Raw genomic sequence first — 20,909 nt, 5'->3', positions numbered from 1 at the left:
TGTTGCTTATCACTTGGCATTCTCCGTCATAAGCCGACTTTGGGGATCAAAGCTGCTAAGCAGTTCGCTGTTTAACACTGACATTATTTTGTCGGCATAGGCAGGATCGGTTGCATAACCCGCCTGCTGCAATTCATCAAAATACTGTGATGGCTGGCTACTCTTTTTTAAGGCATTTTCATAACGTGGGCTTTGCTGCACAAAATTGACATAGTCTTGCAGTGCATCAGTGAAATTCTCATAAGCACGAAAAGGCGATTTACTGGTAGTCGCAACACCCTGATCAAATTCAATGGAATCAACCACAGCTTTATTTCCAGTCCAGTTTCTATCTGCTTTTATGCCAAATAAATTATGGGTATTTTGCCCGTTACCGGAATGGATCATGTATTTGCCCCAACCTGTTTCCACTGCGGCTTGTGCTAACAAGGCTTTGGGATCTAAACCAATTTGTTCTGCTACTGTTTGAAACGCTGGGAACAAGCTTTCTAAAAAGGCTTGCGGACTGTCAAAGCCACTGGCCTTAAATGCGGCAGTGGGTCGAGCCAAAGCCGGAATTTGAGTTTGAATTTGTGTTTGGCTTTGTGTTTGAGCGGCAGCGTTTATCCGGTGCTGTTGAATACTGGATAAGTTGCCATCATTGCGGATCACACTGGCCGGTGTATAACCATCCTCCAATTGCCCTAACTGTTTAACAATAATGTCTGCTAAACCCACGCTGCCATTAGTCGCTAAATCATTGGCCAGTTGTTGGTCATGCATATCGCGATAAAATTTAACTTGTTCAGAATTAAAAGGGTTGTCTTGGTCAGATAGCACGTCTTGCGCCTTACGCATGGACTTAAGCATCATTTGCAAAAAAATACCTTCAAATTGTTTCGCGGCTTCTTCCAAGGCACCTTTATCGCCGCTTTGAGCTGCACGGCGCAAGGTATCTAAACCTTGGATCTCATTAGCATTACGCGACATCTCAAGGTTGCTATGGAGGGTGGGAGAAAGATCCATTGGCAGGCCTATATCACAACCAACTCGCCCTGAAGTGCGCCTGCTTGACGCAAGGCTTCAAGAATCGCCATTAAATCGCCAGGTGCCGCACCCACTTCATTCACGGCACGCACCAGTTCGTCTAGGGTCACGCCAGGATCAAATTTGAACATACGTGTATCGTCTAAATTGACATCTATAATCGATTGATTGGTGACCACTGTTTCACCAGCTGCAAGGGCATTTGGCTGGGAAACTGTTTGGTTTTCAGCAATGGTTACCGTCAGGCCGCCATGTGTAATAGCGGCGGGTAATAAACGCACATCTTGACCAATGACAATGGTGCCAGTACGGCTGTTTATTACCACTCGAGCAGGTGCTTTGGCTGGTACAAACTCAAAATTTTCTAAGGTAGCTAAAAAGCCGACCCTTTGCCCGACGTCTCGAGGTGCTGATACACGCACAGAGGCCGCATCAATAGGAGTGGCAATAATGTAACCTTTGTCAGGATCAGCCCCTAAACGCATATTAATCGTATCAGCTAAAATTTTAGCCGTAGAAAAATCAGGGTAGTTAAGATTAAAGGTTAAATAGTCATTTTGCATAAAGCCACTGACAACTGCGCGCTCTACTAAGGCTCCGTTTGCGATCCGACCAACCGTTGGTGTATTAGACACAATTTTCGAGCCATCAGCCCCTTGTACACCAAAACCACTGACTACTAAGCTGCCCTGTGCGACTGCATAAATGTTGCCATCAAGACCTTTTAAAAAGGTCTGTAACAGCGTTCCACCTTGCAAACTGCCGGCTTCACCAATAGAAGACACCGTGACATCGATGGTTTGTCCTGGTTTAATGAAAGGAGGGAGTTCGGCATGCACCGCTACGGCGGCCACGTTCTTAATTTTAGGTTTTATATTGCTCGCTAAACTAATGCCGAAATTAGATAACATGGTACGAAAGCTTTGCTCAGTAAACGGGCTTTGTTCGCCTGTTCCGGGTAGTCCTACCACCAAGCCATAGCCCACCAGTTGATTACTGCGCACACCTTGTACGGTAGCCAAGTCTTTGATGCGCTGCGCAGAAGACACTGGAGCAAAAATCAAACAGGCAATTAACCCTATATTTAACACAGTACGCATCATACTCTCCACGTTAAAACGGCCAATATTCAGATGAGAAAAACTGCGACAACCACCCTTCTTTTTGGGCTGAAGCAAAGGTACCAGTGCCGCTGTATTGAATTCGGGCATTGGCTATTTTGGTAGACACTATTTCATTACTTGGGCTCACATCAGCAGGACGAACAACACCTGTTAAGCGTATATATTCATTACCATTATTGAGGGTTAACCACTTTTCTCCTCTCACTAACAGATTTTGATTGGGCAATACCTGCACCACTGTGACCGAAATACTGCCAACCAAATTATTGCTTTGATTGGCTGAAGCATCACCGCTAAAATCGTTATTCGCATCAACACCTAACTGAATAGATTGATTACCAATGTTAAGTGCTCTGCCGCCTAAACCTATAATAGGGTTGACATCAACTTGCGAATTTTTACTGGTCGTTGTGCCGGCAGACTTGGTTGCCGTGGTATTTTCTTGTAAATTCACGGTAATAATATCGCCGACCCGTCTGGCTTTAACATCCGAATACAGACTATTGGCCATATCCGACTGAAAAATTGAGCCGTCTTCAAGCACTTTTTCCTCGGGTACATCCGCGATAATAGGGGCGTAATAAGGGTCGTTAGGTGATATTTCATTGGGTGTGCTTTGACAGGCACACAAAGTTATTAATGTCCCTACCAGTAAACTCACTTTTTTCAACCGCTTTGCCGTTAACATCATCACCATCTCATTAAAGTTGCTGGATAACTTGGCCTAACATTTGGTCAACTGCTGAAATGACTTTTGAGTTCATTTCATATAAACGCTGACTTTCTATTAAGTTAACCAATTCTTCTGTTACATTGACGTTAGACGTTTCCAAGGTACCCTGGCTAATCGAGCCAATGCCTTGTAAACCCGGAATACCCTGAATTGGCGTACCGCTCACCGCAGTCTCTACATACAAGTTTTGACCAATCGGTTGTAAACCTGTTGGGTTGATGAAGTTAGATAAATTCAACTGACCTAATACCGTAGATGTAGCAGAACCTGCGGTAGACACTGAGACTTCACCATCTTGTGATACGGTTATCTGTTGTGCATCATCTGGCACCGTGATGGCAGGTTGCAACTGAAAGCCGGCACCTGGCGTCACTATTTGACCTTGATCATTTAACGTAAACTGACCGTTACGGGTATAAGCAGTTGTGCCGTCTGGTTGTAAAATTTCAAAAAAACCACTGCCTTGAATCGACAAATCAAGGGCATTATCAGTGGTCAATAAATTACCTTGCGTGTGGGATTTTTGCGTAGCAACCACCTTACTACCCGCACCTAACATCAAACCAGAGGGTAATTCTGTATCAGCTGATGAGCGTCCACCTGGCTGATTAATGTTTTGATAAAGTAAATCTTCAAATATGGCGCGATCTTTTTTAAAGCCCACCGTACTGGCGTTGGCTAAGTTATTTGATATCACTGCCACATCGGTTTGTGCGGCGTCTAAGCCGGTTTTACTGATCCATAAGGCTGGATGCATAAGTTCTCTCCTGTCTCAAATTTATTGCAATAAGGCGGTTAGATAATGCGTAATAACTGATTGCCACGCATATCAAGATCTTCTGCCTGCTTCATCAGTTTTACCTGCATTTCATAATGGCGTTGCAAATTGATCATATTGACCATCTCTTCTACGGGATTCACATTACTGCCCTCCAACATGCCGGTGCGGACATAAACCACCGCATCTTCAGTCGCTAATTGCCCATCTGTACGGCGAAATAAACCATCTTGTCCTCGTTCTAAATCACGTACTTCGGGATTGACTAACTTCAGACGACCTATTTCTTCCAGCACAGTCTCTGGCGCGCCTTGCGGTCTCACAGAGATAGTTCCGTCACTGGCAATATTGATATTTGACAAAGGGATCGGCAAAACCAAAGGCCCACCGTCACCAATAATGCTGCGTCCGAACGAATCTTTTAGTTGCCCATCAGGGCCAAGTTCAAAACTGCCATTGCGGCTATACGCTTCTTGCCCATTGGCGTCTTGTACGGCAAACCAACCATCACCTTGAATAGCCACATCAAGTGGGCGATCAGTTTGGATCATGGCACCACTGGCATAATTATTAGTGGGGCTTTCCGTTATCGCAAAAACACGGGTTGGCAAACCTTCGCCGTAGGCCGGCATGGCTCGCGCTTGCTCTAGTTGAGCTTTAAAACCGTTAGTTTGTGCGTTCGCCAAATTGTTGGCGCGTACAGCAGTGCCTAAGAAATCTTGAGAAGCGCCGCTGGCAGCGATATAAAGCATTTTGTCCATGACAGTTTCTTGACTTAAAGGATAATTATTATTTACTGTGCAAATTAGATGCCATCAACAAGGATTGTATTTAAGAGCAGCAAAAGGAAGGCAAAATAGATGGGGATTGGAGCACAAAAAAGGGCCAGAAATCTGACCCTCTTAACTAAAAACGTAATTATCGAATATTAAGTATATTCTGATTCAACTGATTATTAACTTCTAAGGCTCTAGAGTTTGCTTGGAAGTTTCGTTGAGCGATGATTAAGTCAATTAATTCAGTGGTTAAGTTAACATTGGCTTGCTCTAGTGCTGAAGAATTAATATCACCAAAGGTACCGGTAGTTGCTTCACCCGCCAATGCTTCTCCCGACAAAATACTCTCTTGCCATTGGGTATTACTTTGCTGCGTTAAACCTTGGTCATTGGCAAAACGAATAAGTGCAACCCGCACTATAGGTTCAGACGTACCATTAGAATAGGTGGCTCGTACCAAACCATCAGGCCCAATATCGATACCCGTTAAACGGCCAACAGGCAAACCATCTTGTTCAAGTGAGGTAACTTCAAAACTAGATGCATACTGAGTAGGCTCATCAGCTACGGCATTCAAGGCATCTAAGGTAAAATTGGTGGTAATAATTTGTGTTGGATCTGAACCGTTCGAGAGTATGGTTCCACCGAGTGGAACAGAGGGGATATCACCCGTCGCAGATAAGGTTCCATCGGCATTTTGAATACCAGAAAAATCACCACCGCTACTAAATATCATTCGAAATCCGGCGACACCATTACCGGCACCAAGTGAAGTCTCACCGACTACGTTTGCCCCAGTGGTTGGCGGTGTATTTAATGTATTACCTTCGGATTGAAGCGGCAAATCATCCATATAGGTTACACTAACCCATTCGTTAGTAGTACTGGCGTCTTTCATAAAATAATAGGTCATCGTATGGCTATCACCTAATGAATCAAACACCGTTACTGACGTCGCCGCGTTGTATGTAAGTGGATCATCGGGATTGAATAAATCGAGATTAACACCGTCATCTCCAGCAGGTAAGTTCATTTTCAAGGCCACTTCGGAGGTACGCTGCGGCGAGCCTGATGAGTCAGGAATTCGCACTGGGAGTGTCGTACTTAACGCGACTGATGAGGACGTACCATCAGAGTTCACTGGAAACCCTAATAAGTGGTCACCATTGGTGTTCACTACAAAGTTTTCAGAGTTCAACTTAAACATACCAGCACGGGTAAAGGAAAAGTCCCGTGAACCAATCTCAGGTACTGTGCCAAAATACCCATTACCTGTAATAGCAAGGTCGAGGGCATTGTTGGTAAACTGTAAGCTACCTTGTGAGAATTGCTGCGCAACTTCTTGAGTTAGCACGCCATCCCCAACTTTGGTCTTCCCGCCCGCTAATAATGACGAAGCGTATACATCGCCAAATTCTACCCGCGATTCTTTAAAACCAACGGTATTAACGTTAGCAATGTTATTCGCTGTTGTATCTAAATCTCGTTGTGCCGCGTTCACGCCACTCAATGCTATATTAAAAGACATTATTTATGCTCTCCTATTAACCGCCGATTTGAATAACATCATCAAGCTTAACGCTGACTTCGCCATCCAAATTAAGAACTATACCTTGACTGCTGCCGCCCATACTGACGCTTTCAACATGTCTATTTACCGCTGTGGGCAATACCTGAGATTCACCAAATACATCACCTTGTGCCCGAATAACATAATTGCCAGGCGGCATAACTTTTCCGCTTGCGTTAGTGCCGTCCCAATTAAATTGGATATTTCCTGCCGCTTGCGTACCTGCATCAATTACCTTGATCAACTCACCTTTTTCGTTCTCGATACTGATTTTAAGGTTTTGCACGGTTTGTTCGTTAATTACGACGCCGGTGACACCTTGACCTTCAGTCGACATATGCCCGATATCGCCCTGCAATAAGACTTGTTGACCAATTAGACTTGATGCTTGTAATGCTTGGTTTGAGGTCATTGAACTGGCGAAGTTTTCAAATTTGGTATTTAACTGCTCAATACCATCAGCCATAGTAAAGCTGGTCATTTGCGCAACCATTTGGTCATTATCAACGGGCTTAGTTGGGTCTTGATTGGCCAATTGCTCTGTAAGCAAAGAAAAGAAATCTTCTTGCGACAGTCTTTGATTGGCATCGTCTGCTACAGCTGGCTTTTCTGGTTGCCAGTAGTAGTCTGTACTAAGCCCTTTATTAATGAATGTATCCACGGTTTTTCCTCTGAATAACTTGGTCTACTGCAATGCTTAAACTAAAAATTATGACCCTTGACCTAAACGCAACACACTATTAAAAAGTCGTTTAGTCGTATCTGTCATTTGTACATTTGTTTCATAGGCTTTAGAGGCCGACATCATATCTGCCATCTCTTCAACAATATTAACGTTGGGTTTATAGATATAGCCATTTTCGTCAGCCATTGGATGGCCTGGGCTGTATTCAATCTGCAAAGGTTTTTGACTTTCTACTATGCCAAGTACCTGCACCTTAGAACCAACACTACCGTCTTGTGCTGCTGAGGCAGATTTCAGTTCCGCGGCAAATACAGGATGACGCGCCTTGTAAGTACTATCGTAACTAGAGCTAACACTATTGGCGTTAGCGACATTACTGGCTGTGGTATTTAGCCGAACGTTTTCTGCACTCATACCTGAACTGGCAATATCCATTACATTAAATAAACTCATTATTATGCCCCTCCGCTCAAGGCTTTCTTCATGCCTTTAATTTTGCCATCTAAAAATTGAACGCCTGCTTGATAGCGCAGGGTGTTATCCAAAAAGATATTTCGCTCAGTTTGCGTATCAACAGTATTACCGTCGCCCGTATCAGGCTGATCAGGAATTCGGAACTGAACCTGATTAATGCCTTGCATTGAGCCTTGCAAATGCTTTTCATTGGTTCGGACCAAATTGTGTTGCTGGGCGTACTGCGCGCTCTTCATCACTTTTTGAAAATCTAAGTCTCGAGCTTTATAACCTGGGGTATTAGCATTAGCGAGATTTCCAGCGATGAGTTCCATACGCTCGGTGCGCACTTGCATCGCTTTTTGATGAAATCCCATTAATTTGTCTAAACTAATTGCCATTTTACTCTCCTCAGTTATCAGAGGTAGAGCAAGGTCTATGCCACAAACTAAAATTTAGCGGATTGAAAGGTGAAGAGATCCCTAGAGCTAGGATTTATTTGGACTTTTTAAGGTAGTACAAACCCGGGTTGCAACGAACCATAGTGAAATGTTGGTTTAAATCAGAGATTGATTCAGAGGCACCGACAAACAATATGCCGCCATCTTGCAGGCAAGCGGCAATTTTCTGCAGTATCTGTTTTTTGACCTCTGGCGAAAAATAGATCAACACGTTACGACAAAAAATAATGTCGAACTGTCCTAATGAAGAATAGCTGTCCAATAAGTTGAACTGGCGAAACGTAGCCGTTGCCTTAAGGTGGGTTTTAACTCGAAATTTTGCGTCCTCGATCGGATCAAAAAATTCATGTTTGAATGCTTCAGGAAGTCCGCGGGACAGAGCTAATGGTTCATATTCCGCTAAACGGCATTTGTTCAACATTTCTTCAGAAATATCAGTACCTAATATTTGCGCTCCTGCACGCAAGCTACCCGGATTTTTCTTTTTATAATTAGCGATGGTCATCGCAATAGAATAGGCTTCTTGCCCAGAGGAGCAGGCTGCACTCCAAATTTTCAGGGCAGAGCTATGGTGCTGAAATTGGGGTAAAATCGTGCTTTCAAGTAAGCTAAAAGGATAGGTATCACGAAACCACAGGGTTTCATTGGTTGTCATCGCTTCAATCGCCACTAACTGTGCTTGACGATCCTGCCTGATAACAATTTTTTCAATAAGCTCGTCAAGCGTTTGTGTGCCCTGTGACTTAACATGAGATGACAGACGGCTTTTAACTAAGTACTGCTTATTATCCCCTAATACTATGCCACTGGACTTTTCCAAAAACTGGCTGAACAAACGATAGTTTTGATCACTGAATTGGTTTTCGGACACCTGACTTCCTTTTATTACAACTTTGTTTTAACGCCACAAACCCATAACATGTCGGTAGCACTTGTATTGTGCCCTCTATGTACTCATAAACTAAGACTAATATAGGTTTGGCTGCAAACCAAACCTATATAAAAAGTGCGTAACAAGGAGTGAAAATCTACTCGTTACCAAACCACTTCAATACTGAAGTTGCTAATTCATCTGGGTTAAATTTTGCTATAAAGTCGTCTGCGCCTACTTTTTGCACCATGGCATGGTTAAACACGCCACTTAAGGACGTATGCAGGATGACATGTAAATTCTTTAATTCAGGAGTGTTACGAATTTCAGCAGTCAGTGTATAACCGTCCATTTCAGGCATTTCTATGTCTGAAACCAACACCCCGACCCTGTTGGTAATATCACCATATTCTGCGGCGATCTCTTTGAGGCGATTAAGGGCCTCTAAGCCATTTTTGGCCAGTTCAATTTCAAGACCAAGGGCAGATAAAGCCTTCTTAACTTGATTGCGCGCCACTGACGAGTCATCAGCAATGAATATAATTTTCTTCTGCTTGGCTACGTCTTCAACCTTCCACTTTGCATTATCGTCATCACTTAAGTCGGTGTTGACCGGAGAAATATCGTTAAGAATTTTTTCTACATCCAAAATTTCAATTAATTCATTTTCAATTTCGGTGACAGCAGTTAAGTAACTTGCGCGCCCGCTGCCTTTTGGCGGCGGCATAATAGAAGCCCAGTTAGTATTGATAATTCGCTCAACTGAGCCAACCAAAAATCCTTGAACCGAACCATTATATTCAGCGATGATCACAAAGGCCGACTTCAAGTCTTCAATTCTTTTACCGCCAGTAGCTAAGCTCATATCTATGACAGAGATGGTCTGCCCACGAATGTGGGCAATACCGCGTACCAGACTATTTAGCCTAGGCATCGAGGTTAAAGGTGGGCATTGGAGCACTTCTCTTACTTTGAACACGTTGATCCCAAATCGCTGTCTGGAATTGAGCTTAAAGAGTAATAGCTCTAACCTGTTTTCACCAACCAACTGAGTACGTTGGTTGACCGAGTTTAGAATTTCAGACATGTAATGCTCCAATAAGAATTAAAACGGCTCAACTTTTGCTTCTATCTATGAAAACAGTCAGTTTTTAAGGTATTTAAGACATATTTTCAAATAATTGTCACTTAAGTGCCCAAATATTGACACTCGTAGTTGCTAGCCAACTTCCTCTAGCATAGACAACTTGACAACAAGTGAACATGAAAAAATTAAATAATTACCCAGTATTCGTGAAAATAATCACAATCGTGATTTCACTGTCCAGTTTTATAACGGCGGCAGATGAGAATTATTTAGATAATCAAGCCCTAGTCTTGCAAGCTGAACAATTTATTATAGCTCAACTCCAAATCGACACTGCAAATCAAATTAAAGTAGAAGGCATGCCCGTTGATGAGCGAATTAACATTCCAGCCTGTGGCCAGGCGATTGAATTTCAGGTCAGCCCTGAAGCACTTTTCCAATCGAATATTACGGTAAAAGCCCAATGCCCAGTGAGTAATTGGTATATGTTTTTAATGGTTAAAGCAACTGAAATTCAACCGGTCGTTGTAGTAACGAGTGCCTTAAGCCCCGGAACCTTGCTCAATGAAAATAATTTACAAGTGGTTGATATGGACAAAAAACGTATGCGTAACACCACTTTCTCTGATATTTCGAGCCTCGTCGGTGCCCGAGTAAAACGTCGTTTAGTCTCAGGCCGCCCAATTGAACCGAATGATCTGTGTTTTGTCTGCGAAGGTGACAATGTAGTGATCAGTGCGGGTTCTGCCAACATGCAGATAAAAACCAATGGTATCGCCCTAGAAGATGGTAATATCGGCGAAACCATCAGGGTTAAAAATAGTCGGTCGAATATTAATTTGATGGCGCAGGTGATGACAACTAATCAAGTCCGCGTTAATTTATGATTTTTTGGTATCAGCCGATAAAGCTGCTAGGTAAATAAACAAAAAATACGCTACTATTTGCAAATAGACACTAAAGAAACCCACTTGCCGGTCGATACAGTGGATGAGGAAAGGTTAAGGTAAATGGGGAGTAAGGTATTATGGCAATAAATAATGTAAATAACGGTGGCACAAAAACGCCCATCGACAATCAAAAGTTGAGTCAACAGCAAACACTCAACAACGCTACAACTCAGGCTGAAAGCCAGAAAGCGGCGTCGCCAACTGTGCGTCAAGATTCGGTTTCATTAACTCAGTCTGCCCAACAGTTAGCCCAAGTACAGCGTAAAGGTACGGAAGCACCTGTTAACCAAGAGAAAATCGAAAAGCTTAAAAAAGCGATTCAACTTGGCCAATACAATGTTAATCCTGAAGTATTAGCGAAGAAGATTGCAACCTTGGAAGCAGAATTATTTGGTACTAAGGCGTAATAGCTTCATAATAAAAATTCGATGAAACTACTGCGCCAAGGCCGATGAATAAATTAAAAGAAGCAATATCAGTCCAAATAAGCCAGCTTGAACAACTGCAACTCGTGCTCGAGAATGAACTTCATCTCATTAGCACCCGTGATCCTGAGTCTTTACTTAACCTTCTCAAAAGCAAAGAAAGTCTGCTCGATCTAATTCAAAGCCAAGATAATGTTATCGCTCAAGGTTATGCCCAACTTAGTGATGACGAAAAACAAGACGAAGGGTTAAGCGAGTTATTTGATTCTGCTAAAAAAATGTTGAATCAATGCAAATACCGCACTTCTATAAATCAAACAGCGGTCGAACAAGGCCAGCTTCGATTAGAACACCTGCGTAATTTATTACTTGAGTCTCGGGCTAAAGAGTCATTGACCTATGACAAGAGTGGTCGCACTCGAGGTGGGTCATCCGGTAAAGGTATTAACGCCTAAAACGCGACTGCGCTCAACCACTGCTGTCTATCCCCCAACACCTAAACACGATGCCATTGGATCGCCAATGGCATATAAACATCCATACCAGCTAACATTATGCTTTGCAGAGATGCCACGAAGAAAAACTGTGTTAGTAATAACGCACTTTTTTAACGCGCTGTGGTTTGGCCGTAGACAAATAAAGGTCGTGTACTAGTTTAAAATCTAGTTCTAATTCCGTTGCATAAGTATCATTGCCTACCGCATAGCTTTTGGTTACTTTGGCGCCACGGATCACACCTTGAACCGAGCTATTGAGCCGAGCATCATCCATGACAAGATTTTGTAAAGACTGCTCGCCATCTATTTTCTGGCCAAATACTTGCTCGGCTAACTCACGGTAAGCATCCAATTTTGAGGCCTTTAAGGCCATCAACATTTTACCAGCTTCGTTTTGACCTTTCTGTGCCGAGATAGGCGCATACCCCACTGCCTTAATAACTGGATATTCGCTTGGCTCAATGGTTTCCCACTCAACTTGCTTAGTGAATAAACTAGAACACGAGGTAGTCGCTAAGGTAAAGACTAGGCATGTAATTTTTAAAGTGTTGTTCATAATCGTTCCGTTAAAGCTAATAGCACACGATAACTTGGCACTGTTATTATGTCAGCAACAGCCAATAGTTTGTCGAATGTCCATACCAGAACAAATTAACTGCAAAAATTATACCCAAACAACCACTATCAGCTGCGTTTTTATATGATGCCAAAAAACCAACACAATAAAGGTACGATTTGTGCTTAGTTATGAGCATAGTTGTATCGTGTAAACACGAGCGTCATTCAAAGTGTGAGATAAACACAAAATGCTAATAAAACGCCTACTTAAATCCACAGTAATGTTAACGACCTTGCTGCTTAGTTGCGCCTCAAGCGCAACGTGGTATGAAAGCAGTGGTCAAGCCGTTATTAACAATGGCAACATTCAACAAGCGCGCCAAGCGGCCACGCAAGAAGCCATAAAACAAGCATTATTGTTTGCTGGTGCCTCAATAAGCAGTGTTCAGCGCCTGACTAACGGCCTATTGCAAGACGACAGCCTTGAAATACGCAGCTCAGGTGACGTTGAAAACATTGAAATGATCGACGAAAGATATGATGGCGATATTTTAACCATCAGTATCAGAGCGGATATTTTTCCACAGGCGATTAATTGCCGCGCTGCTGACTATCAAAAATCGATAGTAACCGCTTGGTATCCCATTAAACATAAACAACAAGCAGTCGTTGGCCAACTTTTTAATTTTGGTCAACAAGTGGCGGCTAGATTACAAAAACAATTTAATCAACAAGCACAAAGTTCAGTCATAACCAAAATAGAGCCGTTTTATTTATCCTTAAAAAGTCGCGGCGCCACGGCAATTGAATTAGCCAAAAAAACCAATTCACAATATGTGCTGATTGGCGAGATCATTGAATTTTCTACCATAGAAAATGCCAGCAGTAGTCTCGCATTTTGGCAAAGCGCCAGCTACAGTCGAGACTTCAGCTTGTCGCTGACTGTGTATGATGGCAACACCGGCGACCCGGTTTTTAATAAAGAAAAGTCCATGACTGCTAGTTGGGATTTTAACACCCACCAAGTCATTGATGCTAACAGTTCTCAGTTGTGGCAATCTGAATTTGGCTTACAAGTCATGTCTATGTTGCAAACCTTCAGTCATGAAATCGACTCAAGCTTAAGCTGTATACCAGCCTATGGTCGGGTATTATTTGTGAATAATGATCAAATCAATATCAACCTAGGTCAGCAAAACGGTATTCAAAAAGGCGATAGACTCACCCTGTATCAAATGAATCAATTTTTTGACACCTCAGGCAATTTACATCAACAATACCGACTCCACCCAGAGCCCGTTGTGGTTAAGCAAGTATTTACCGATAGCGCAGTTATTGCCTCTCAATCTGGCGCGCCATTGTCTAATATTCAAGCAAACGATTTTGTTGCGCGTAGGTAAAGGTGTTAATCACAGCATAGCTAATACATAATGTTGGGGTATTGCAGCGTCCCTGTAGTTTAATGGATAAAACGAGCCCCTCCTAAGGGCTAGATCTGGGTTCGATTCCCGGTGGGGATGCCATTACACTAAATCTTCATATTGACCTTCCCCTAAACACATAGACACTTCTGGTTTTCAAAAAGGAAGTATTCGAGCAAAATGCCAATGACCACTTTTGGTGTCGTTGTCGAACTACAACATGTATAATACACTTTATGATGTTTAAGCAAAAAAAGGGCTTTCTTTGAATAAAATAAAATCAACAAAACGCATTACTAAGCGCATGATTTATCGTTCTGTAGCCAGCTCTACAGCTATTGAGACAGGCATTGCTGTTAGCGAGATTGAACGTAAACTAAAAAATAGTCGAAGTAAATTTAGTTATTTAGCGCTTGCTAATTAGTGGGCAGTACATCTCTGACAAGGCGAGCAATATATTGGTAGTCACGGTCTACTCCTGCCTGTATTGATTTAAAATAGTAATCTTTATTTTCGTCCCACAGACTGTAATCCAAAAGGCCAAATCCTGCTTTTTGAGAAATTATATCAATTAATAATCTGGACAAGCGGCCGTTCCCTTCTCTAACAGGGTGTATCAAAATAAATTCAACGTGGCTCGCAGCAATATATTGAACCAGTTCCTCACGTGTCATTTGATCTAACACATTAAATCTTTGAAGATATTCACTTTCAAAATCATCTATTAGACCATCCAATAAACTGGACGACGCAAACTGAAAGTTTCCCTTGCCAATATTTGCAGATCTAATCTTGCCAGCCCATTCATAAACATTACCAAGCCACTGCCTATGCCAACTAAGCACGTCGCTAAAAGACAATACGCTCAAAGGGTTGGAATCAATAAAAAGCTTTTGATAAAGTTTAAGTAGCAACTCACTTTCTACATCATCAATATCGATAGGTTCAGTAATGCCGAGTTTATTCTTCAATACAAGGCCATTTGACCCAGGCTCGTATTGTGCATCTGTTGTATCAATTTCATACCGACTCAATTTTTTAGCCTTTTGAACGTATTATTTTACTATTGTATGTTCGGATGTATCGATGGCAAGTACTGAAGAACTAAACTCAGTAACATTGTCTCTCTTTGAATATTTTGGGGTAAAATAGAGTATTATTTTAATCCATTTCACTGATTGAAATACAAAGTGTAGCGTTGTTAGTCTAAAAAACGGTAAATATTGCAAGCTAAAAAACTAAAAGGCTTACTAGACCTAAGCTTAAGCGATTACTTAATCACATGATCCGCAGATTTAAAGCGTTTAGCTAACAACCAGTAGCTAAAACTAAAACCAGGGAACATGGCGATAACTTTGCCGCTTTTGCTTTTATACCAGCTATTGCAGCCGCCTTTGTACCACACTGTTTTTGTCATCTCTTGATGAATATGCTGGGTATAACGTTCTTCTGCTTCTGGCCTAACTTCAATCGATTGAGCCCCAGCAGCATGAACGCGTTTAATTGCGCCCTTTATGTAGTTCATTTGCGCTTCAATAATAAAAAGGGCTGAGGTATGGCCTATGCCGGTATTAGGGCCAGTTACAATAAACAGGTTAGGAAAATCAGGGAGACTCGTGCCCAAATAAGCGCGGGGATAATCTTGCCAAACATCAGCGAGTGTCTTTTTGCCCCGCCCCACGACGGGATAAGAAATCACACCGTCTGTGGCATCATAACCGGTTGAATAAATAATTAAGTCAACATCCAGACTGTCACCTTGCGTGGTATTAATACCTGTTGCAGTGATGGCTTCAATACCATCATCTTTGTTATGCACAACCACATTATCTCGGCAATAGGCGGGATATAGCGTGTTCGACAAAATAATGCGTTTACAACCAATCGTGTAATCTGGCGTGACTTTTTCACGCAATATTGGATCTGTGATCTGGCGTTTAATGTGGGCTTCAGCCGGTGTCTGTGCAAGGCGTTTTAAGCCCGCTTGTGAATATTTAAAACCAATAATTCGCGCTTCAAGCCCCCAATAAATAACCCAACGCAGTAATTTGTATAGCAACTTATTGCGCAGCAAAACACGTTGCCAAGGTTTAAATATTTTATCGTGTCTGGGCAGTACCCAATGAGGTGTGCGCTGAAACACATGCAGCTCAGCGCAGTCTGGTGCGATGGCAGGAATGATCTGAGCCGCACTGGCACCGCTGCCAATAATCGCCACTTTTTTGCCTTTATAGCTATAACTGTGATCCCAGTCATTGGTGTGAAACGATTTGCCTTTAAAGGTATCTCGCCCTTTAAAGTTGGGAATAACCGGGGTACTTAGCGGGCCAGAGGCGTTAATAATAAATTGGCTTTGGTACACCTCGCCTGCATCGGTATAAATATGCCAACGTGCAATATCCTCTTGCCATTCAACCTTTTTCACATTGCAATTAAGGGCGGTCTTTTCACGTAATTGGTATGTTAATAAGACATGTTCAGTGTAATGGCCTAACTCTTGTTGATTAGCATACATTTGCGACCAATCGTAAGGTTCGTGAGAAATAGAATACAGCGGTGATGGCACATCGACAGCCGCGCCCGGGTAAGTATTCTGACACCAGGTTCCGCCCATAAAATGACGACGTTCTAAAATGAAGAAGTCATGTTGCCCTTGCTGAATAAGATTGATCGCGGCGCTCTGACCACCAAAACCACTGCCGATAATAAGGATGTTGTATTGCTTCACGCCTGTATAGCCTCACTGCACGAAGATAGCCGCGACCCGCGTACAGATAACATAGTTAAACCATCATAGTGCTGGAGAATAAATCCCCTAGCCTCTTTCATTACCAGCGACCAATTCTATTGGGTTTAGCCGCCATTAATCTCATTTAGGCTTGTAGATAGCCATCAATTAACCCAAAAAACGTATATTTTTCATGTGATTAGTCAGGTATCTTGCCCGAATGCGCCATCATGTAATAGTAATAAATCACAAGGTATACATCACTTAATTACTATTCAGCGTGAAACGCGCCTAAAGCTTGTATATCACCGCGCGTAATCGCCGTTAATGCAGCGGTGATGTTTTCCAGCGGCCAATCCCACCAGCTAAGTTGCAATAAAGTATCGATAGTGGCCTGTTCAAATCGTTGTTTTATGATGACCGCAGGATTACCCGCTACGATGCTATACGGTGGCACATCTTTGGTCACAACGCTTTTTGACGCAATAATCGCCCCACTGCCAATGGTAATGCCCGGCATAATAGTCGCGTCGTAACCAATCCAAACATCATGGCCAATAACGGTGTCACCTTTGTACGGCAACTCACCTAGCGCAGGAGCAGAGGCCTCCCAGCCCTTCGCAAAGATATAAAAAGGGTAAGTCGACAAACCCGACATGGGATGATTGGCACCGTTCATCACAAAAGTTACTTTATGGGCAATGGCACAAAATCTGCCAATAATTAATTTATCACCAATAAAAGGAAAGTGATAAAGCACGTTTGATTCAAAATCCTGTTTACCTTCAGGATCATCAACGTAAGTAAAATCGCCCACTTCGATATTGGGTGAGGTAATAATATTTTTTAAAAATACCACTTGCGCCACCCCGTTGATGGGCGTGATAGCCTGTGGATCTGGGCCCGTTTTCATCAATACTCTCCATTAAAAACTCATGTCAACAAAATAGTGTAAGCGTCTCGGCAAAGACGTCTAGCCTAGATTAACATTCCACGGTAGCAGTTTTTCGATGTCAGGCTCTGGCTGACTAAATTGCTCTAGCAGATGGGTAATGTAATCATATGGTGTTAGCCCATTGGCTTTAGCCGACTCCACAATCGAATACAGGACGGCACTCGACTGTGCACCTTTGGCTGTTTGCGAGAACATCCATGCCTTCCTGCCCAACACGAACGGTTTTATGGCTCTTTCTGCCCTGTTGTTATCTATGCTGAGCCTCCCATCAAGCGTATAACGCACTAACTTTTCCCATTGATTTAAACAATATTGAATGGCATCACTGAGGTCATTTTTTGTTATAACTTGTTGTTCAGATTTAATCAGCCAGGTTTTGAATTGCGCAAGCAGCGGCAAGCTCTCTTCTTGCCTGATGCGGTATCGCTCATCAATGGTTTTGTCTTTGATTTGAGTTTCAATCCGGTACAGCTTTTGAATGTGGTTAAGCGCCCAGTCTACCTTGCCGCTTTTATGTTTGCCCATGGCTTTTTGTGCATCGGTAAATTTGCGTCTGGCGTGTGCCATACATCCCACTAACGTTGCTTGCGTTTTATGATAGCCAGCGTAACCATCAACATGCATATAGCCGTCATATCCATCTAAAAAATCTACCGCCACTTGTCCTGCGCGGCTGGCGTGATAGTCATACAGCACGATGTTAGGGATATCGGTACCGGTTAACTTTCCTCCGGGCGAGTCTGCGCCACAGGCATATAACCACATATACGATTTTGACTTGTTATCACCCACGACCTTTAGGGTGGTTTCGTCTGCATAAATTACCGGTTGTTCAAGTAATCGTCGCCTAAGCCTGTCGTACAGACTTTGCAAGATATCCGCACTCCTCATCATCCATTGCGCCGTGGTCTTGCGGCTCAGTTCAATGCCGTACTGCTTGAACATGACCTCTTGTCGATAAAGGGGTAATCCAAACTGGTATTTACTGGTCACGATTTGACTGAGTAAACTCGGCGTTGCGTAGCCTTTGGGGATAACACTTGCTGGCACGGGGGCTTGTTTGATGTTGTTTGAGGTACCGTTTTGCTCACAGGCCTGACAGGCATACTTGGGACGTACATTCACGATGACTTTCACTTGCGCAGGAATAAACTCCAGCTTTTCGTTAGTGTCTTCGCCAATCTGATGCAAAGCATGGTGGCAGCAATCACAGAACTTATCTTCATCCGCAATATCGTGCACCACGCGCTCACGAGGAATATCGGCAGATATCTTTTCGCGCTTTGCCTTCTTGCGAGGGGACGTTCTAGCTTCTTCTTCATCGTCCTCAACGGTTTGTTCAACCAGCTCTTCAGCTTCATTAAACAACTCGCCTTGTCCTGGATACGATTCACTGCTGTTACCAAAGCGCTTTTGCTGCGCCAGCCTGAACATGTCACTTAAACGCTGATTCTTGGCTATTAAATCATCGTTCTGAGCACGCAGCGCCACCACCATTTCTTGCAAGGCGGTGACGTCAGTAGGGAGTATTTCAGGGACGTTTTTCATACCGCATATTTTACCTCAACATGCGGCTAAACAACTGATTTTATGTAGATTAAAACGTGATCGTTGACGCGTTTTTATGATCTGAGGTTATAAGCCCGTGGACGTGTAATTCAGCGTACGATGTCCAATGACATCAAAGCCACCTAGCAACCAATGCAACTGTTGTTCGCTCAATCTGATGTGTTTCAGATCGTCTAATTTAGGCCACTTAAACCGTTGCTTTTGTAACACTTTATACCAAAGCGCGAAGCCCGTTTTATCCCAGTAGACGATTTTAAGTCTGTCTTGTTTTTTGTTGCAGAAGATAAAAATAACATCATTAAACGGAGATAATTCCAGCTCATGTTCAATGATAACGAGAAGTCCGTTGATATTTTTCCTAAAATCAACGAAGCCACTGTGTAAATAAATATCATTAGGCTCGACAAACATCTTCATGATGCTAATGCCTTCATGACATCGGCAAGCCATGTGGCTTCAACTGGCAGAGCCACACTCAGTGTCACCCCATTATGAATAATCGTTAGAGGTGGTATCGTGGATACTAATTGTGACTTGGACTTAAGGACTTTAACCAACTTGCTGGTCGTCTGAACTGCCTTTTTATTTATTTCACTTCTGCGTGCATAAAAGGTTTGAATATGAATATTGTGTTTCGCACAATATTCAGACGCTTTCAAACCACTGACTTGCTGAGCAGCAACTGTATTTTTCCACTCATCTTTTGTTTGGCGTTGTCGTCGCATAATATCCCCGATTAATTATCAAAGATAATATTGTGGGATACTAGGTTGATATCTAAAAGACGGCCTTTACGAGACGCTTACAAAATAGTAACTGAAAGCGCAAGTAGAATACATTGCCTCACGATAGGCTTTAGGCGGCACGCACTTAGTACATTCAGAGTTAAGGGCTTAACGAATAACTCACCTGCTTGAGCATGCATTTTTTTTGGCCTTAAGAGTTTTACCTGTGTAAGCCACGCAACATCGCCTTAGGCCTTGATTATTCCAACGGGCAAACCATCGCCATTTAACTTATATTTTTTACACCGACATCCTGTCATTTTTGATTATCTTGAACCTATACTTATTTTTCTAATAAAAGGAGATGGATATGTTATTGAGATTGGGATCAAAGGGTCAGGATGTAAAAGAGTTACAACACGCTTTAGGAATAGCAGTGTCAGGGGTGTTTGATAAGCCAACCGAAAAAGCAGTAAAGGCTTACCAAAGTAAAAGAGGCCTCATGGTCGATGGGCTAGTAGGCAATCAAACCATGGGCGCTATTCGAGCCGAAAACGCCACAACAGATTTGTCTGAAAAAGTGTATAGCCCCATTGAAGGGCTTTATGTGCATAAAAACTACTTACCCCCCGGCGAATATATCGCCGAACCCACGCCTAAAGAGTATTTATTTTTGCATCACACCCAAGGCTGGAATAACCCCTACGACACCATACACGGTTGGGCAACTGACGATCGTGGCCCGGTTGCCACCGAGTTTGTGATGGGTGGGCGCTCAATCAAAGATAACGATGACAGATACGATGGTGAATTAGTGCAATGTATACCCGAAGGTGGCTTTGGCTGGCATTTAGGTGATACCGGCTCACGCCATATGAATACCCATTCAGTAGGTATCGAGCTATGTAATTTTGGCGCTACGCCAGGCGGCAAAACAGCCTATGGCAGAACCGTCCCAGCCGACCAATTAGTGACCCTACCCGAAGAATTTAAAGGCAATACACTGTGGCACGCCTATACTGACAAACAAATCGAAACCCTGCGCCTGTTTATCCTCTGGATAGCCGAACGCGACTCCATCGATGTACGCGCTGGCCTCATTGCCGAAATCAAAAAACAAGGCCCTAAAGCCTTCGAATTTAATCAAGACGCCTACAGCGGCAAAGTCAAAGGCATGTGGACCCACGCCAACGTTCGCGCCAAAGACAAAGAAGATCTTTTCCCCCAACCCAACTTAATAGAAATGCTATTAAGTATTTAGTTTTAGCTCTTAAAAGAGCCATTGATTTAGCAGTGGTAACTAACTAACCACTGCTTAATTCTATGTTGCTATACGTTATAGCCTGCAAAAAATTAAACTCCCCCCCCCATCTGTTAATGACCCTTTAGAACCTTGTAGGACCGATCTCCCCAACGGAGTTGTTAGTCGGGAAGCTCTTAACAACCCAAAGCTAATGCAACCACCAAAACCAACCATGTAATTTTAATGTTGTTCTGCCCCCCAATTATTTATTCTT

The 20,909-nt window shown here is 42.9% G+C and carries 24 protein-coding genes and 1 tRNA gene; 7 read left to right on the top strand and 18 right to left on the bottom strand.

Annotated features, from left to right (window positions below):
• Nucleotides 1–9: 9 nt before the first annotated feature.
• The 11 genes from flgJ to ABKW31_RS02895 all read right to left on the bottom strand — a co-directional run bounded on the left by flgJ (nucleotide 10) and on the right by ABKW31_RS02895 (nucleotide 9,564).
• Complete coding sequence (gene flgJ / locus ABKW31_RS02945; protein ID WP_348614706.1) at nucleotides 10–1,005, bottom strand: flagellar assembly peptidoglycan hydrolase FlgJ; 996 nt, start codon at nucleotides 1,003–1,005, stop codon at nucleotides 10–12.
• Between the two features lie 8 nt (nucleotides 1,006–1,013).
• Nucleotides 1,014–2,126, bottom strand: coding sequence for a flagellar basal body P-ring protein FlgI (locus ABKW31_RS02940; protein WP_348615185.1), 1,113 nt, complete (start codon nucleotides 2,124–2,126; stop codon nucleotides 1,014–1,016).
• Nucleotides 2,127–2,139: 13 nt separating this feature from the next.
• Complete coding sequence (gene flgH / locus ABKW31_RS02935) at nucleotides 2,140–2,838, bottom strand: flagellar basal body L-ring protein FlgH (protein WP_348615184.1); 699 nt, start codon at nucleotides 2,836–2,838, stop codon at nucleotides 2,140–2,142.
• A gap of 13 nt (nucleotides 2,839–2,851) precedes the next feature.
• Nucleotides 2,852–3,640, bottom strand: coding sequence for a flagellar basal-body rod protein FlgG (flgG, locus tag ABKW31_RS02930; RefSeq protein ID WP_348614705.1), 789 nt, complete (start codon nucleotides 3,638–3,640; stop codon nucleotides 2,852–2,854).
• Nucleotides 3,641–3,678: 38 nt separating this feature from the next.
• Nucleotides 3,679–4,422, bottom strand: coding sequence for a flagellar basal body rod protein FlgF (locus tag ABKW31_RS02925; RefSeq protein WP_348614704.1), 744 nt, complete (start codon nucleotides 4,420–4,422; stop codon nucleotides 3,679–3,681).
• Between the two features lie 157 nt (nucleotides 4,423–4,579).
• A complete protein-coding gene (flgE, locus tag ABKW31_RS02920; protein ID WP_348614703.1) occupies nucleotides 4,580–5,965 on the bottom strand; it encodes a flagellar hook protein FlgE in 1,386 nt (461 codons plus the stop codon).
• A 16-nt stretch (nucleotides 5,966–5,981) separates the two neighbouring features.
• Nucleotides 5,982–6,668, bottom strand: coding sequence for a flagellar hook assembly protein FlgD (gene flgD, locus ABKW31_RS02915; protein ID WP_348614702.1), 687 nt, complete (start codon nucleotides 6,666–6,668; stop codon nucleotides 5,982–5,984).
• A gap of 48 nt (nucleotides 6,669–6,716) precedes the next feature.
• Nucleotides 6,717–7,145: a flagellar basal body rod protein FlgC gene (gene flgC, locus ABKW31_RS02910; protein ID WP_348614701.1), complete on the bottom strand. Its 429-nt coding sequence runs from the start codon at nucleotides 7,143–7,145 to the stop codon at nucleotides 6,717–6,719.
• 2 nt (nucleotides 7,146–7,147) lie between these two features.
• Entirely contained in the window at nucleotides 7,148–7,546 is a 399-nt protein-coding gene (flgB, locus tag ABKW31_RS02905; protein WP_348614700.1) for a flagellar basal body rod protein FlgB, read from the bottom strand.
• Between the two features lie 94 nt (nucleotides 7,547–7,640).
• A complete protein-coding gene (locus tag ABKW31_RS02900; RefSeq protein WP_348614699.1) occupies nucleotides 7,641–8,477 on the bottom strand; it encodes a protein-glutamate O-methyltransferase CheR in 837 nt (278 codons plus the stop codon).
• 157 nt (nucleotides 8,478–8,634) lie between these two features.
• On the bottom strand, nucleotides 8,635–9,564 hold the full coding sequence (locus ABKW31_RS02895) for a chemotaxis protein CheV (RefSeq protein WP_348614698.1): 930 nt from the start codon (nucleotides 9,562–9,564) through the stop codon (nucleotides 8,635–8,637).
• 176 nt (nucleotides 9,565–9,740) lie between these two features.
• On the opposite strand from ABKW31_RS02895, the gene flgA reads away from it, so the two are divergent.
• The 3 genes from flgA to flgN all read left to right on the top strand — a co-directional run bounded on the left by flgA (nucleotide 9,741) and on the right by flgN (nucleotide 11,394).
• Entirely contained in the window at nucleotides 9,741–10,451 is a 711-nt protein-coding gene (gene flgA / locus ABKW31_RS02890; protein WP_348614697.1) for a flagellar basal body P-ring formation chaperone FlgA, read from the top strand.
• Nucleotides 10,452–10,591: 140 nt separating this feature from the next.
• A complete protein-coding gene (gene flgM, locus ABKW31_RS02885; protein WP_348614696.1) occupies nucleotides 10,592–10,921 on the top strand; it encodes a flagellar biosynthesis anti-sigma factor FlgM in 330 nt (109 codons plus the stop codon).
• 44 nt (nucleotides 10,922–10,965) lie between these two features.
• The gene (gene flgN / locus ABKW31_RS02880; RefSeq protein ID WP_348614695.1) at nucleotides 10,966–11,394 is read left to right on the top strand and encodes a flagellar export chaperone FlgN; all 429 of its coding nucleotides are present in this window, start codon (nucleotides 10,966–10,968) and stop codon (nucleotides 11,392–11,394) included.
• A gap of 133 nt (nucleotides 11,395–11,527) precedes the next feature.
• Here flgN and ABKW31_RS02875 read toward each other — a convergent pair whose 3' ends face one another.
• The gene (locus ABKW31_RS02875; RefSeq protein WP_348614694.1) at nucleotides 11,528–11,992 is read right to left on the bottom strand and encodes an LPP20 family lipoprotein; all 465 of its coding nucleotides are present in this window, start codon (nucleotides 11,990–11,992) and stop codon (nucleotides 11,528–11,530) included.
• A 250-nt stretch (nucleotides 11,993–12,242) separates the two neighbouring features.
• Here ABKW31_RS02875 and ABKW31_RS02870 point away from each other — a divergent pair, with 250 nt between their 5' ends.
• The 3 genes from ABKW31_RS02870 to ABKW31_RS02860 all read left to right on the top strand — a co-directional run bounded on the left by ABKW31_RS02870 (nucleotide 12,243) and on the right by ABKW31_RS02860 (nucleotide 13,839).
• Nucleotides 12,243–13,394: a flagellar assembly protein T N-terminal domain-containing protein gene (locus ABKW31_RS02870; RefSeq protein ID WP_348614693.1), complete on the top strand. Its 1,152-nt coding sequence runs from the start codon at nucleotides 12,243–12,245 to the stop codon at nucleotides 13,392–13,394.
• A 48-nt stretch (nucleotides 13,395–13,442) separates the two neighbouring features.
• A tRNA-Arg gene (locus ABKW31_RS02865) sits at nucleotides 13,443–13,517 on the top strand.
• Nucleotides 13,518–13,680: 163 nt separating this feature from the next.
• Complete coding sequence (locus tag ABKW31_RS02860; RefSeq protein WP_348614692.1) at nucleotides 13,681–13,839, top strand: hypothetical protein; 159 nt, start codon at nucleotides 13,681–13,683, stop codon at nucleotides 13,837–13,839.
• On the opposite strand, the gene ABKW31_RS02855 is transcribed toward ABKW31_RS02860, so the two are convergent.
• From ABKW31_RS02855 to ABKW31_RS02830, 6 genes are all read right to left on the bottom strand, one after another.
• Nucleotides 13,832–14,449, bottom strand: coding sequence for a Fic family protein (locus ABKW31_RS02855; protein WP_348614691.1), 618 nt, complete (start codon nucleotides 14,447–14,449; stop codon nucleotides 13,832–13,834). The genes ABKW31_RS02860 and ABKW31_RS02855 overlap by 8 nt on opposite strands.
• A gap of 236 nt (nucleotides 14,450–14,685) precedes the next feature.
• Nucleotides 14,686–16,143, bottom strand: coding sequence for an NAD(P)/FAD-dependent oxidoreductase (locus ABKW31_RS02850; protein ID WP_348614690.1), 1,458 nt, complete (start codon nucleotides 16,141–16,143; stop codon nucleotides 14,686–14,688).
• Between the two features lie 271 nt (nucleotides 16,144–16,414).
• Complete coding sequence (locus tag ABKW31_RS02845) at nucleotides 16,415–17,056, bottom strand: Vat family streptogramin A O-acetyltransferase (RefSeq protein WP_348614689.1); 642 nt, start codon at nucleotides 17,054–17,056, stop codon at nucleotides 16,415–16,417.
• 60 nt (nucleotides 17,057–17,116) lie between these two features.
• The gene (locus ABKW31_RS02840) at nucleotides 17,117–18,646 is read right to left on the bottom strand and encodes an IS66 family transposase (protein ID WP_348614688.1); all 1,530 of its coding nucleotides are present in this window, start codon (nucleotides 18,644–18,646) and stop codon (nucleotides 17,117–17,119) included.
• Nucleotides 18,647–18,733: 87 nt separating this feature from the next.
• The gene (gene tnpB / locus ABKW31_RS02835) at nucleotides 18,734–19,084 is read right to left on the bottom strand and encodes an IS66 family insertion sequence element accessory protein TnpB (RefSeq protein ID WP_348614687.1); all 351 of its coding nucleotides are present in this window, start codon (nucleotides 19,082–19,084) and stop codon (nucleotides 18,734–18,736) included.
• Nucleotides 19,081–19,392, bottom strand: a complete 312-nt coding sequence (locus ABKW31_RS02830) for a hypothetical protein (RefSeq protein WP_348614686.1) — start codon at nucleotides 19,390–19,392, stop codon at nucleotides 19,081–19,083. Before ABKW31_RS02830 ends, tnpB begins: the two co-directional genes overlap by 4 nt.
• 370 nt (nucleotides 19,393–19,762) lie before the next feature.
• Here ABKW31_RS02830 and ABKW31_RS02825 point away from each other — a divergent pair, with 370 nt between their 5' ends.
• Entirely contained in the window at nucleotides 19,763–20,653 is an 891-nt protein-coding gene (locus tag ABKW31_RS02825; protein ID WP_348614685.1) for an N-acetylmuramoyl-L-alanine amidase, read from the top strand.
• Nucleotides 20,654–20,909 lie beyond the last annotated feature (256 nt).

The organism is Paraglaciecola sp. 25GB23A, from assembly GCF_040012495.1.
Classification (GTDB): Bacteria; Pseudomonadota; Gammaproteobacteria; order Enterobacterales; family Alteromonadaceae; genus Paraglaciecola.
This window is presented reverse-complemented; position numbering and strand designations above follow the sequence as displayed.

Coding starts and splice junctions, on each gene's coding strand:
- flgJ (WP_348614706.1), bottom strand. CDS start 1,005: ATGGATCTTTCTCCCACCCTCCATAGCAACCTTGAGATGTCGCGTAAT.
- ABKW31_RS02940 (WP_348615185.1), bottom strand. CDS start 2,126: ATGCGTACTGTGTTAAATATAGGGTTAATTGCCTGTTTGATTTTTGCT.
- flgH (WP_348615184.1), bottom strand. CDS start 2,838: ATGTTAACGGCAAAGCGGTTGAAAAAAGTGAGTTTACTGGTAGGGACA.
- flgG (WP_348614705.1), bottom strand. CDS start 3,640: ATGCATCCAGCCTTATGGATCAGTAAAACCGGCTTAGACGCCGCACAA.
- ABKW31_RS02925 (WP_348614704.1), bottom strand. CDS start 4,422: ATGGACAAAATGCTTTATATCGCTGCCAGCGGCGCTTCTCAAGATTTC.
- flgE (WP_348614703.1), bottom strand. CDS start 5,965: ATGTCTTTTAATATAGCATTGAGTGGCGTGAACGCGGCACAACGAGAT.
- flgC (WP_348614701.1), bottom strand. CDS start 7,145: ATGAGTTTATTTAATGTAATGGATATTGCCAGTTCAGGTATGAGTGCA.
- flgB (WP_348614700.1), bottom strand. CDS start 7,546: ATGGCAATTAGTTTAGACAAATTAATGGGATTTCATCAAAAAGCGATG.
- ABKW31_RS02895 (WP_348614698.1), bottom strand. CDS start 9,564: ATGTCTGAAATTCTAAACTCGGTCAACCAACGTACTCAGTTGGTTGGT.
- flgA (WP_348614697.1), top strand. CDS start 9,741: ATGAAAAAATTAAATAATTACCCAGTATTCGTGAAAATAATCACAATC.
- flgM (WP_348614696.1), top strand. CDS start 10,592: ATGGCAATAAATAATGTAAATAACGGTGGCACAAAAACGCCCATCGAC.
- flgN (WP_348614695.1), top strand. CDS start 10,966: ATGAATAAATTAAAAGAAGCAATATCAGTCCAAATAAGCCAGCTTGAA.
- ABKW31_RS02875 (WP_348614694.1), bottom strand. CDS start 11,992: ATGAACAACACTTTAAAAATTACATGCCTAGTCTTTACCTTAGCGACT.
- ABKW31_RS02870 (WP_348614693.1), top strand. CDS start 12,243: ATGCTAATAAAACGCCTACTTAAATCCACAGTAATGTTAACGACCTTG.
- ABKW31_RS02845 (WP_348614689.1), bottom strand. CDS start 17,056: ATGAAAACGGGCCCAGATCCACAGGCTATCACGCCCATCAACGGGGTG.
- ABKW31_RS02840 (WP_348614688.1), bottom strand. CDS start 18,646: ATGAAAAACGTCCCTGAAATACTCCCTACTGACGTCACCGCCTTGCAA.
- tnpB (WP_348614687.1), bottom strand. CDS start 19,084: ATGAAGATGTTTGTCGAGCCTAATGATATTTATTTACACAGTGGCTTC.
- ABKW31_RS02830 (WP_348614686.1), bottom strand. CDS start 19,392: ATGCGACGACAACGCCAAACAAAAGATGAGTGGAAAAATACAGTTGCT.
- ABKW31_RS02825 (WP_348614685.1), top strand. CDS start 19,763: ATGTTATTGAGATTGGGATCAAAGGGTCAGGATGTAAAAGAGTTACAA.